Consider the following 12063-nt stretch of genomic DNA (forward strand, 5'->3'; position numbering starts at 1 on the left):
CCATGAACAAAATCCCCGTATTTGTCGAACGCGATCCGGATGTGATTATGGCCGAATGCAAGGCCAAATTACAGGAGTTGTTGGGGCGTGAATTGCAACCGGCCCAGGTCGAACAACTGATGCTCCAATTCATCGTTTACCGCGAAGTGCTTTTGACCAACCGGTTCAATGCGGGGATGGCTCAGATGCTCTATCAATTCAGCCGCGCCCCGATCTTGGATTATATCGCCGGACTGGTCGCCGTCGAACGCCTGCCAGCGGCGTATGCCGGTTGTACGGTGCGTTTCGATTTGGTCGAGGGGCACGGAGCGGTATTGATACCCGAAGGAACGCGGGTGGCAACGGACGACAATGTGATTTTCCGGACCGTGGACGATGTAGCGATACCGGATCATGTCCATGCGGTCGAAGTCAATGCGTTGGCGGATACCGCCGGGAAGGGCGCAAACGGGTATGCGCCGGGAACTGTCGCTAAGATCCTCGATCCGCTGGCCTTTGTTTCGACTGCCGCCAACCTCGACACGACCGGCGGGGGATCGGATGTCGAAACCGACGAACAGTTGAGGGAGCGTATCAAACTGGCTCCGTCGCAATATTCGTCGGCGGGTTCCCGGTCGAGCTATAAGTTTTACGCCAAATCGGCCAATGCGTTGATAACGGATGTTTCGATCACCTCTCCGACGCCCGGAACGGTGGTCATCGTCCCGCTGACCGAAACCGACGATACCCCCGAACAGGTTATCACGGACGTATATGCGGCGTGCAGTCCGGAAGATGTCCGACCATTGACCGACACGGTCATCGTGGCGGCTCCGGTACGGACGGACTACCGGATACAGGTAGATGTCGTACTGTACGAAGATACGGACGCGAACGAGGCGCAAACGCAGATTACCGCCGCATTGAACGCTTTTGCCTCGGAGAAGCGGACCCGACTGGGGCAGGACATCATCCGGTCGCACATCGCCCAGATATGCCGGATCGGAACGGTGTACGATGTCGCAGTGGCCCTGCCGGCCGAAAACATCATCATCTCGGATGCGGCGTTTGCCAGTTGTACGGAGATCGCGGTAAACATAACGGGTTTTAATCGTGGATAACAAGAACGTCATAGCGAGCGGTATATCCGACAATGAATTGGCGCGGGCTTTCTCGGAGCTGGTAGCCGACCGGTGGGATAACTGGGACCTTTCCCTGTTCATGGCTTATCTGGTCGACATATGCGCTCCGGCGGCACTGCCATACCTGGCGGAACAGTTCGACGTGGACGGTCTACAGGGGTTCGCTATCGCGGAGAACGAGCAGCAACAGCGCGAGATTATCAAGCGGTCGATCGCCTTGCACAAATACATCGGTACCCCGTGGGCCATCCGGGAAGCGTGCCGCACGGTCGGATTCCCAGTCATTGTGATCGAAGAGGGAGTTACGGCCATATCGGGCGGTCCGGCCAGCCCCGACGACTGGGCCCGATTCCGGGTGTTGGTCGAGGGAGGCGTGTCGCGCCATATCACGGCCGACGATGCCCGCAAACTGCGGTTGTTCGTCGAGTTCTACAAAAACGAACGGTCGCACTTAGTGTCGCTCGGATTTTTTCAGCCCCTGGAAGACACCCGGGTGTTCCGCCCCGCTGTCGCCGACCGGGAAAGTATGGACGTCATGGTTTTGGAAGCGTGTCCTAATCCGCTCGTACTGGATCCGGCCGGAACACTTGATAAAGTAACCGTTACGGCCAGCGTACCTTGGGTAATTGAACAAACCCGATATGGATGGGAGGATGGCACCGGCGATGCCTTTACCTTGGAGTTTACCGGCGCAGCGGGTACCTCGGAAATCGTCGTCGCATCGGATCCGAATACAACGGCCAAACGGGAAATGACCGTTGAGATCAAAACGACGTCCGGCCGGACATTAGGGACGCTGACCATCGTACAACTTCTCCATTGGAACGCATACAGCCGTGCGTACAGTAATGCCTACAATACTTTTACGGATAATACAGCCAAGCCATGACACGCGAAGAACTGGAACAGTTGTCGGACGATACGTTTTTTGACAACAACAAAGGAGAGATACAGCCGGAAGCCCACCGCCAATTCAATGCCCAACTGATCGGTTTTATCGATAGTTGTTTGGAGGCTGCGAAACAGTATGCCGTTACAAAAATCGGCGAATTGGTCGGAGGTTCGCCGGAGCAGTTGGATACGCTGAGAGAGCTGGCCGCCGCACTGGGCGACGACCCGAATTTCGCTTCGACGGTCATGCAGCTGATCGGCGAAAAGCTCCCGGCTGCCAGCTACACTGCCGACGATGTACTGGCCAAACTGCAGACAGTGGACGGAAGCGGGTCCGGATTAGATGCCGACATGACGGACGGCATCCACCTTTGGCGAGGTACCCAGGCCGCATACAATGCCATAGCCGACAAGGATGCGAATACGTTGTATATCGTAACAGACTGACTATGATCGGGACAGGAAATAAGAAATCCAAGTTGTTTTTGGGTAAAACGTCCGTCAGGAAAGCCTATTTGGGAGCAGTCAAAGTCTATCCGAATAGTTTTCTCGAACTTTCCGCAACATCGTTTTCGTTCGCTGCCGCCGGAAGCACGGCCGAGTTGAAGATCGAAGTGAACGATGGACAGGCGTGGAGTCTCAACGAGTTGCCGTCCGGATGGAGCGTGTCGGCCGCCAGCGGAACCGGACCGGCCTCAATCTCGATCACCGCACCAAATAACAGATCGACGAATACCGTTACAGCCACTCTAAGCGTAACATCGGAAGACGATTTATCCGCAATCGTATCCGTTTCGCAAGCAGCTGGCGTAAAAATTTATGGAGCATGGCAAAATGTGGGGCTGACGATCGATACGACTTCGTTTCCGGCATCGGGCGGATCATGCGCGATGCGGGTTCAGGTGCAGCGTATCTGGACGTGGAATGGCGTTGCGGGAAGCGGCGGAACAGACGCATCGACAGCTTCACTCGTCCATGCTACCACATCGGACAGCATCGCTACAGTCAGCGGCAACACACTGACTGTCGGTTCTCTTGACACTATTGCCAAGTCTGCAACCGTCATCACCATATCTGCCGAAACAGAATACGACACGACCAAAGTGTCGGCGAATATTACGCAAGCTGAGAATAAAGCGACATACGGAGATACGCATATCGTGTATAACGGATCAAGTACGGGAACGAACTTTGGATCGCAGTTCTCCTACAATATGAACTCTACTTCTCTGAGTCTGAGTCAACGACAGAAAGTCGACTATTCGTCCGGAGCTACAAAGACGGTTACCACATCTGCCAAACCATCGTACAAATCATCGGCAAACTGGGTAACCGTATCGGATATTACGGATTACAACGGTTATTCGACAGCGCAAACCTATAGTTTCTTGTTCTCTTTTGGAGAAAATTCGACAGCGTCGTCCAGATCGGCGATCATAACGTTCACATTCCCCAACGGCGATGTTTTCACAATGACGCTTAGGCAAGATGCTATTCCCAAAACATTCCAATATCTGAAGTTAGTCCCCCTCAATACCTCCAGTGAGATGCATATAGGTTCGCTAACCGTCGAATGGGGAACGGCAAACGGGAACTACTCAAACTCGCAAACATTCACCGGCGATGCTCTCCTTGCCGATCGAACCCTGACGCTCGGTCAGTACCTTTCCGGGCAGACTATCTATTTCAGATTCACAGGGACGACCGGTGGCATGAAAACAAAAATGACATTCAGTTCCGGAAGCAAATTATCTTTTACCTCCGGTCGATATGTCTACACGGGGGCAGATACGATCGAACTTTACGCCACTATGACCGCCGGAACGAGTGATACAGCCGTATTGCAATGGACATTTAGCTCTGGTGGCTTGATAGATTTGTAAAATACTTAAGGAAATGAACGAACTGATTATTGAGGTAATCAATCTCGAGGGATTGATGCGCACGTTTATCGTCATCTTTATCTTGTGGGTCATGGTGCTGATCGCGGTCTTTTGCGACATGTGGACCGGCCTCAAAAAGGCCAAAGCCTTGCATGAAAAGGTAGACAGCCAGGGTATGCGACGGACGTTCTCCAAAGCGTCGGACTACTACAGCGTCATGTTTATGCTGTTGTTGCTCGACGTGATCGGAAATGTGTTTCCCTGGTATGCTTTCCCTTATATCTCCATTTTGGGAATTGTCGGGGTAATCTATATCGAGCTGAAAAGCATGTTCGAGAACCTGAAAGCGAAACGGTCCGCCGCCGCCAATATCCCCGATGCCATCCGGCAGATCGTCCAGTGTAAAGATGCCGGCAAAGCAGCCGAAATTCTGCAAACGCTCAAAGGGATTGCAGATGATACCGGATCGGTGCAAAGTCCGATCCCGACCGATTTTCGAGAATAAACATCGTGAATTATGGCAGACTACAAACTATTGGTGCCGTTTATCCGGAAGTGGGAAGGCGGCTTTGTCAACGACCCCTATGACAAGGGCGGTGCCACGAACGCAGGGGTAACGATTGCCACTTATCGGGCCTATCGCAAACAGAAGGGATATGCAACGACCTCCGTGGACGACTTGAAACGCATGACGTCGGTGGAGTGGCAGGAGATATTCAAAACGCTGTACTGGGATCGTTGGTGGGCGGATGGTATCCGGTCGCAATCGGTAGCCGATATTCTGGTCGATTGGGTGTGGGCATCCGGGGTATGGGGAATTAAGATTCCCCAGCGACTGTTGGGCGTCGCCGTCGATGGCGTGGTCGGGCCGGTAACACTGGAGGCATTGAACGCAAAAGACCCGCACAAGATATTTGATGCAATCATGGCGGCACGTGTACAATTCATCGACGATATATGCCGCCGGACGCCGACAAACGAACGATTCCGGCGCGGCTGGATGAACAGATTGAACGATATACGTTTTGAGGAATGAAAAACAAAGACGATATGCGCCGCGTTCGTGGCATGCTTACTCTTCGGGCCTATGATACGGCCGGCGTCGAATTGTGGTGCGATGCCGGGAACAACCACATCGTCGCCACCGGATATGCTGCGGCGGCCGAAGCTCTTGCCGGTGTTCCCGGGGCGCGTATTGCGCGGGTGGGGGCGGGAACATCGGGAAGTGAACCGACAGACAACGATACACCGATCGCGGATGCGGTATTTGTCGATATTCAGAGTGTCGAATATCCGGCCCCGGCAACGGTCCGGTTCAATTTTACGTTCGGTTATGCCGATGCCGTCGGTATGGCGATCCGAGAGTTCGGCTTATACACTTCCGACGGGCGATTGTTTTCCCGCAAGGTTCGGGAACCGATAGAAAAGACGCCGTACATGTCCCTGGTCGGCACGTGGGACATTCACTTTTAATCGCCCAGCTATGAAAAATCTGATGACTGTTTTACTGGTCGTTGCGGTAATCGCAGGCTGTTTCCTTTGGAGTCGTTGGCCGGGCTCCCCCATCAAATCGGAACCAGCGCGGACAGATACGGTGGTTGTCCGCGATACGATCCGGGAACCGATCCCGGTGCCGGTGGTGCGAACGGTTGTCCGCTACGATACGGTGCGGGTGGCTCTGCCGGCGGTGGATTCGTTACCGGGGGATTCGGCGGCGGTTGTCCTGCCGATCGAACGCAAGACGTACGAGACGGAGGATTACCGCGCAGTGGTTGAGGGTTACAAACCCAGCCTGGTAGAAATGGAAATCTATCGACAATCAACGACAATCACAAATACCGTCATGCAACCGAAACGGCCACGGTGGGCCCTAACGGTCGGGCCGGGGATCGGTTATGGCCCGCATGGGGTGCAACCGTACGTCGGCGCCTCGTTCGGATTCGTCCTGTGGAGCAAATAATAACGCGGAAGACCAATTGTAAGACCTCGTTTCGAGGTCTTTTTTTGCACGAAGTTTGCATAAAAGTAGAAAAATAATGTGCTTTTATTTTTTAAACAATGGAAATATTTCTATCTTTGTAGTGTCAAACCACTACAACATGAAGTACAACGAACTACACAGATTGATTCGTCAGCGAGGTTGGCGGCAGATCAGTAGAAAGCAACGGGGCAAAGGCAGCCACGTTATCTACGAAAAAGACGGGCGAACCTATCCGGTACCAGACCACGGAAGCGCCGAAATCGGGAAAGGGCTGGAAATGAAAATTAAACGGGAGATGGGGCTGTAAGCCCCATCCTTCCACACTAAAAAGAAAACAGATATGAAAACGATCGAAGCGAAAATAGAACGGGCTACGGATGGAACCTTCTCTGTGTATTGTTTGGAGGAGATGTTTTCCGGGGTCGGGGATACGATCGAGGAGGCCAAGAAGGATATGCAGGCTCAAATAGAGTTTTATGTGGAGCATTGTAAAGAGGAAAGAAAGGCGTATCCGAATTGGCTGGATGAAGATTATCGGATCGAATACCAATTGGACGTGCCGAGCATTCTGCAATACTATGAGGGGGTGATTACGCCGGCTGCTTTGGGTCGATTATCGGGAATCAATCCGAAACAGATTTGGAGCTATGCGCACGGAAAATCGAAACCCCGGCCGGCACAGTTGGAGAAAATACAGACGGGATTACGCAAGCTGGCTGCGGAACTTTCTGCCATTTCGTTGCTGTAGTGGTTTGACGATTATTACGCAATGAATGGCTGGCCGCTCTTCCTCTTCTATGAGGAAGAGCGGTCCTTTTTCTATAATTACTAAACTTTGATGAAATATTGTTTTTGCTTCGACCCGTTAGCTCCGTTTGAATGAAACAACCCTTGCATCATAAATCCAACAAGACCAATCACGGAGACAGTAGTACCACCAACCAAAGTGGTTAAAATAGTGTCAGATAAAGTAAAGCATTGCCCTAAAAATCCTTTAATAAAGAGCATAGAAAACATTATCACCGCCCAAAAACACATAAAAACAAACACGCACCCTGCATATCTATTGCGTAATTTTCGATAGTGTTTGAGGTCTTCTATTAGCTGTTGCAAATATTCATCCCGATCGGAGGAAAGTTCCCGAGATTCATCTTCTATCATAGAGGTGTCCCTCCTTGTTTCCGGAGATGTTGCTTCTTTTTGTTCCTCGCTCGCCGAATCTGCAATAATTTCCTTGATTTTACTTAGATTCTTCGTCATCGGGATCGTCGGCTTTTTTTATCTTCCTTTTATAATATGCCTCAATGAGCGAGTCTGGAATAACTGCACAACGTCCGCAATGCCCACCATTCCAAATTGTAGACCAAGGTGTCCCTGCTTGGTGGATGATATTAGACATAGTTATACCATCAAAGTTTTTATAACTATCCCATACGGCATCTACTACAGCCTTTTCTCCTTTAGTTAAGTTGGGATAGATTACCTCATCTTTGGGGAAATCTCCGGTTCCCAATGCTAAAGATAGGGCATATTTGGCTTGATCTTTCAATATAGGAAAGCGTATATTTCCTGATCCGTAAACCTTAAGAGAATGATACAACGAAGGGATAACGGTTCCGAAACGCCATGCTTGTATCGGCTCATTCAAAAGTGGTTGTGAGTGGAATCCCAAATACCAAGCATGGGAAAAGTAGACTAATTTGATTGCTTGCATGGGGGTGAGGGGAATGCCCTCTTGTTGCGCTTTCTCAAAGAGGTAATTAAACACCTCTTTGGATTTTAGCGTTTCGTCAAATTTCATAATTGGGTCCTCCTTTTCCGTGTATTTGCTCCTTCTCTCAAAGATACAAACGCAACAGGAGCCATTAAATTATGGTGAAATGTGTTACAAAGATATTGAATATTTTGTTGTAGATGCAACACCCAAAGTTCATGCCATTATTATTTTTCCAGCAACTTTACCAGGTCGCGTTTCATCTCTTCGTCGATTTCCCGATAACGGGCGAAAGCCCGCGAACCGTCCACGTGGCCGGACAAAGCCCCTACCAGATTCGGGTCCTTGACCTGTTTATACAGGTTCCCGACAAAACAACGCCGGGCCAGGTGGGAAGAGGCGATCTCGTTCAGCGGCCGTATTTCCTGTTCGCGGGTGGTCGGATTGATGACCACCACCGGGCGACATAGGCCCGCAGCAAGAAAAATGCGTTTAATGGCTTTGTTGTACTGTTGCTGGGCCATGAATGGAAACAACGGGCCGCCATTGGACGGGTACTTGGCTAAAATTTCCAAAGCGATCGAGTTGAGGGGGACACGCACGGTTACGGGGCGGCCCTCTTTCGTTTTCCGGGGGATGTACTCTATCGCACCGTTTATGACGTTATTTCGGGTCATCTGGTACAAGTCCCCCACCCGGCAGCCGATAAGGCATTGGAATACGAAAATATCCCGCTGAATGGCCAGTTGAGGATGTCGCGAAAGATTGGTCCGGTATAATTTGTTCCGCTCCTCAATGGTGATGTAATAGGGGGTGCCGTAGACGCTTTCGGCAATCGCATAGTTGCGAAACGGGTTGTTCGCGGTCTTCCCGACCTTATTGGCCCAAATAAAAAAGGTGCGTATCTTGATTAAGATACCATTGATCGTATTTTGTCCCCGCTGTGCGGGTGTTCTGCTTTCCGGCACCGCTTCGTAAATGTCGGGGTGTTGGTCGGCATATTGGTATTCGTGGCGTAAAAAATCCTCGAAATCGGACAACAAGGCGGGGGTAATCGCATCCACCGACAGGACAAAGGCCGGACCTTGTTTTTTGCGGGTATACAGTTCGTAACGTTGCAAAGCACGAATCACCACTTGGAAAGCTCGTTGCCGCCACTGTGAGTATTTATGCACCCGCAAAAATTCGGCAAAGGCGTCGAAAAAAGTTTGCTTGTCGCTGGTATCCGCGTACTTTTCGGGATGCAGTCGCCGATCGATTTGTTCGTCCAGCCAATCGGATGTAAGCCCATCTTTGTTTGCTGTGGCGTCGTATATCTCCAAAATAAGGTTTTTCCGATCCGCAACATTCCGGTTGATTTCGATCCGTTTCGCGCTATCGAAAACTACTTTGGCTTTCACTTCTTGCCTGGCATCATCCCACACGGCTGGAGGAACTTCGATTTCGCTGGAATGAAACAGTTGAACGCCACGCCCGGCACTCAGTCGGAACCGGATATTGACGGCCGTCGCTTTACGGGTGGAGGTGCGGATAAAAGCTTTCACGGTAGCCATGGCAAGACAAATTTCGGTTATGCAAATATATGTCCTTTGCACAACATTCGCACAACACATTGCAATATTCTGCAACAAAATGAAATTTCCAATCGTTCACAATGAATATATAATTCACTATTTTACAGATGATTTATCAACTATTTGCTACATGAACTCAAAATCGAATATTGCATTATTCAATTCTTGTCCTGGGCACCAACAAAAAGGATCGCTGAATGTCAGCGATCCTTTTTCTTTTCGAAGCGTGCCTTTCCGCACCTCCGGAACGATCGGTCGGTCTATTTAAACTCTTCCACGATCACCGTCCACTTGCCGTTGACTCCCATCACGTTCAGGTAATAATTCCCGGCAGAGAGATGACTCAAGCTGCTCTCCCCCTCTTCCGATTCATTCACCATGACTTCGGGTATGCCGCCGCTACGCATAATATCCACTCCCTCTTCCACGACGTAAACGCCGAGCATACCGCCGAACTGACCGGCTTTGAAGTCATAACGCAGCCGAGACTTTCCTTTGCCCAGCGTAAATACATCGGATTTCTTGTCTCCCGAGCCGGTGAGACGTGCCACTTCGGTCCATTGCTTGGGCGTCTCTTCAGCAGCAGCGGTTTCGGTATTTTCGCCGTTTGTCGTCGAAGCGGCAGGGCCGCCGCAAGCGGTCAATGCGACAGAGGCAATCAATGTCCATCCCCATGCGTAGATTTTCTTCATTTCGTTTTGTTTTAGGTAAAAAATAATACAGGCTATGACAAATATAATGATTTTTCACTGACCTGCATCTTTTTCACTCCGAATTTTCTCGCCCGAGAGCTGCTCAACCTACCGCTTCGTCACCCGAATCCCCCTGCACCTGATGGGTTTGTTAGACCTTTTGACCGTCTCCTGCAAACAGTTGAACACTTCGGACGACATATTCCCGTCCTTCGGCGAAGCGATGGCCATCCGCCAAACCCCGTCCACTCGTTTAACTTTCGCCCGATCCAACGCCTCCAGAAAAACCGGCACATTCTCACCTTCAGGCACCCCGCTAAACCCGGCCGTAAATTCCAGGTAAGGCAGTTTCCGGTTGACTTTCCGCAGCTGCGACGCGGCGGGATAGTCCGACCTCGCGCAAGAGGCCGTCCATCCGGCAATTCCCAAAAACAGGGCGACAAAAAGCACGAAACGCCTCATCACATCCACCGTTTTCGTTTAAAGAAGTAGAGGGTGGCGCCGATCGACAGGAACATCAGCAGAATGGCGAAATGGAACCCGTACTCCCACTCGTCGAACGGGGCGAGCCGATAGTTCATCCCGTATATCCCGGCGATCAGGGTCGGGGGCATGAAGATCACCGAAAGGATGGTAAACATCTTGATGATCTTGTTCTGTTCGATGTTGATCAACCCCATGAAGGTGTCCTGAAGGAATTCCAGCCGTTCGAAGCTGAAATCGGCGTGGTTGATGAGCGACCCGACGTCTTTGATCATGATCGAAACGCGGGGGTAAGTGTCGTTCGGGAAGCGTTCACTGCGCTGGATGCCGGAGAGGAGCCGCTGGCGGTCGAAGATGCTCTCGCGCAGGATCATGGTGTTCTCCTGCAGGCGGTTGATGTCCAGGAGCACCTGCTTGTCAACGCTCTTGTCCACGTCGTTGTTGGCGGCGCTGAGGGTGGCGATCTGGCGCGAGATGATTTCGACCATGTCGGCGTCGAGGTCGATCCGGGCTTCGAGGATCGAGATCAGGACGTGGTATCCGGTCGTATAGGAGCGGTAGTTCATCTGAATCTTGCGGCTGGCTTCGCTGAAGGTGCGAAGGTCGGTGTTCCGCTCCGAGACGAGGAGTCCTTCGCTCAGGATAAAGGAGACGGTTTCGGTCTCGAAACCGCCCTCTTTGAGGATGGTGAAGGTGGTGTTGCAGATGATGGACTCTTCGAGTTCGGCATACCGCGACGAGGTTTCGATCTCTTCGGCCTGCTGACGGGTGAGGAGGTTGACGTCGAGAAAGCTCTCAACGAGTTTGCGTTCCTTGGCGGTCGGGACGACGAGGTCGATCCACAACAGGTCGTCGTACCCCAGCTCCTCGAAAACGCCGGGATCGGGGTCACGGATGATCTTATTGATGGATTTCAGGTACAGTATAATCATGGATTCGTCCTCTTCTCCGTTTGTGTGTGGTTGAAATTCGTTCGTTTCGGGCGGTCGAAGGCTCGCCCCGGGCTACCGCGGCGGTCGTGAGGGTGCGTTATGGAACGTCGGCGACGGCGGGTTCAACTGGTCTGCCGCCAGAAGCAGTAGCAACGGCATGGATTTGCACTTCCTCGCGCAGTATCTCAGCACCAGCTATTCGGGCAGCCGCGCCCACGGTTTTCAGTTGCGTTCCTCTCGGAATAAACGCCGCGGGCCCGCGGTGGGCAATGGGCAGGAGCTACCCTAATATTAGACAGCCTCTACCCTACTTTTGAGCTGAATCCTGCGGTTCGAAGAACCGCCCGGGCCGAAGCCTCCCCCAGCGGAGGCCCGCAACTAACGTTGCTCTGGGCCCCGCAGGCTTCGACCCTCAAAAGCAATCTCTAATTCACTACCTCCCTAGCAAAGCGGGTCGGACGTCCGGGAGGTATCGCAATTTTCGACGCGCAAGCGGCGTGTTGCGGGCCTCCCGAGGGGAGAGGTTCGGCCCGCGCGGCTCTGCGAGTCGCAGAAACTCAACCAACAAATCAGCCCAAACCACGACCAAAGGTTCAGCCCAATTCTGTCGGGTTCGGGCTGCGCGCTCCCCAGGTGGGCTGAAGGCCCAGCGCGCAGGCCCGGCGGTTTTACGAACCGCAAAAGCACGCCCCATTCGTCCTCAGCCTATAGCAATTCGCCGCTTGGGGTGGCGGCGAACTGCGCGGCTCAAAGAGCCGCAGAAGCACAGCCCACAGTTCAGCCCAATCTACA

Annotated in this window: 17 protein-coding genes; 11 read left to right on the top strand and 6 right to left on the bottom strand. The window is 52.1% G+C overall.

Translation table 11 applies throughout. The features are described 5' to 3' along the window. Positions 1–2 precede the first annotated feature (2 nt). The 10 genes from QZ302_RS01705 (at position 3) to QZ302_RS01750 (ending at position 6624) form a co-directional block, all read left to right on the top strand. A complete protein-coding gene (locus QZ302_RS01705) occupies positions 3–1100 on the top strand; it encodes a baseplate J/gp47 family protein (RefSeq protein WP_294591767.1) in 1098 nt (365 codons plus the stop codon). Continuing rightward, positions 1093–2010, top strand: a complete 918-nt coding sequence (locus QZ302_RS01710; RefSeq protein WP_294591769.1) for a phage tail protein — start codon at positions 1093–1095, stop codon at positions 2008–2010. The genes QZ302_RS01705 and QZ302_RS01710 overlap by 8 nt, the downstream gene beginning before the upstream one ends. Next, positions 2007–2459, top strand: coding sequence for a hypothetical protein (locus QZ302_RS01715; RefSeq protein WP_294591771.1), 453 nt, complete (start codon positions 2007–2009; stop codon positions 2457–2459). Before QZ302_RS01710 ends, QZ302_RS01715 begins: the two co-directional genes overlap by 4 nt. A 2-nt stretch (positions 2460–2461) precedes the next feature. Then, positions 2462–3895 carry a BACON domain-containing protein gene (locus QZ302_RS01720; RefSeq protein WP_294591773.1) on the top strand — a complete coding sequence of 478 codons (1434 nt, stop codon included), beginning with the start codon at positions 2462–2464 and terminating at the stop codon, positions 3893–3895. A gap of 13 nt (positions 3896–3908) precedes the next feature. Continuing rightward, positions 3909–4400, top strand: coding sequence for a phage holin family protein (locus QZ302_RS01725; protein ID WP_294591775.1), 492 nt, complete (start codon positions 3909–3911; stop codon positions 4398–4400). 12 nt (positions 4401–4412) lie between these two features. Further along, positions 4413–4931, top strand: a complete 519-nt coding sequence (locus tag QZ302_RS01730) for a glycosyl hydrolase 108 family protein (protein ID WP_294591777.1) — start codon at positions 4413–4415, stop codon at positions 4929–4931. Then, positions 4928–5368, top strand: coding sequence for a hypothetical protein (locus QZ302_RS01735; protein WP_294591779.1), 441 nt, complete (start codon positions 4928–4930; stop codon positions 5366–5368). Before QZ302_RS01730 ends, QZ302_RS01735 begins: the two co-directional genes overlap by 4 nt. A 22-nt stretch (positions 5369–5390) precedes the next feature. Continuing rightward, positions 5391–5855 carry a DUF6808 domain-containing protein gene (locus QZ302_RS01740; protein ID WP_294591781.1) on the top strand — a complete coding sequence of 155 codons (465 nt, stop codon included), beginning with the start codon at positions 5391–5393 and terminating at the stop codon, positions 5853–5855. A 139-nt stretch (positions 5856–5994) separates the two neighbouring features. Continuing rightward, positions 5995–6183, top strand: a complete 189-nt coding sequence (locus tag QZ302_RS01745) for a type II toxin-antitoxin system HicA family toxin (RefSeq protein WP_294591782.1) — start codon at positions 5995–5997, stop codon at positions 6181–6183. Between the two features lie 33 nt (positions 6184–6216). Beyond that, entirely contained in the window at positions 6217–6624 is a 408-nt protein-coding gene (locus QZ302_RS01750) for a type II toxin-antitoxin system HicB family antitoxin (RefSeq protein ID WP_294591784.1), read from the top strand. 80 nt (positions 6625–6704) lie between these two features. On the opposite strand, the gene QZ302_RS01755 is transcribed toward QZ302_RS01750, so the two are convergent. From QZ302_RS01755 to QZ302_RS01780, 6 genes are all read right to left on the bottom strand, one after another. Further along, positions 6705–7136, bottom strand: coding sequence for a hypothetical protein (locus QZ302_RS01755; protein WP_294591786.1), 432 nt, complete (start codon positions 7134–7136; stop codon positions 6705–6707). After that, on the bottom strand, positions 7117–7677 hold the full coding sequence (locus tag QZ302_RS01760; RefSeq protein ID WP_294591788.1) for a type II toxin-antitoxin system antitoxin SocA domain-containing protein: 561 nt from the start codon (positions 7675–7677) through the stop codon (positions 7117–7119). The genes QZ302_RS01755 and QZ302_RS01760 overlap by 20 nt, the downstream gene beginning before the upstream one ends. A 140-nt stretch (positions 7678–7817) precedes the next feature. Further along, positions 7818–9143: a site-specific integrase gene (locus QZ302_RS01765; protein WP_294591791.1), complete on the bottom strand. Its 1326-nt coding sequence runs from the start codon at positions 9141–9143 to the stop codon at positions 7818–7820. A gap of 281 nt (positions 9144–9424) precedes the next feature. Continuing rightward, a complete protein-coding gene (locus QZ302_RS01770) occupies positions 9425–9856 on the bottom strand; it encodes a hypothetical protein (RefSeq protein ID WP_294591793.1) in 432 nt (143 codons plus the stop codon). 108 nt (positions 9857–9964) lie between these two features. After that, positions 9965–10321, bottom strand: a complete 357-nt coding sequence (locus QZ302_RS01775) for a hypothetical protein (RefSeq protein ID WP_294591795.1) — start codon at positions 10319–10321, stop codon at positions 9965–9967. After that, complete coding sequence (locus tag QZ302_RS01780) at positions 10318–11271, bottom strand: CorA family divalent cation transporter (RefSeq protein ID WP_294591797.1); 954 nt, start codon at positions 11269–11271, stop codon at positions 10318–10320. The genes QZ302_RS01775 and QZ302_RS01780 overlap by 4 nt, the downstream gene beginning before the upstream one ends. A gap of 157 nt (positions 11272–11428) precedes the next feature. Between QZ302_RS01780 and QZ302_RS01785 the strand changes: the two genes are divergently transcribed. Continuing rightward, positions 11429–11560: a hypothetical protein gene (locus QZ302_RS01785; RefSeq protein WP_294591799.1), complete on the top strand. Its 132-nt coding sequence runs from the start codon at positions 11429–11431 to the stop codon at positions 11558–11560. Positions 11561–12063 lie beyond the last annotated feature (503 nt).

It is taken from the genome of uncultured Rikenella sp., from assembly GCF_910579375.1.
In the GTDB taxonomy this organism is placed as follows: domain Bacteria; phylum Bacteroidota; class Bacteroidia; order Bacteroidales; family Rikenellaceae; genus Rikenella.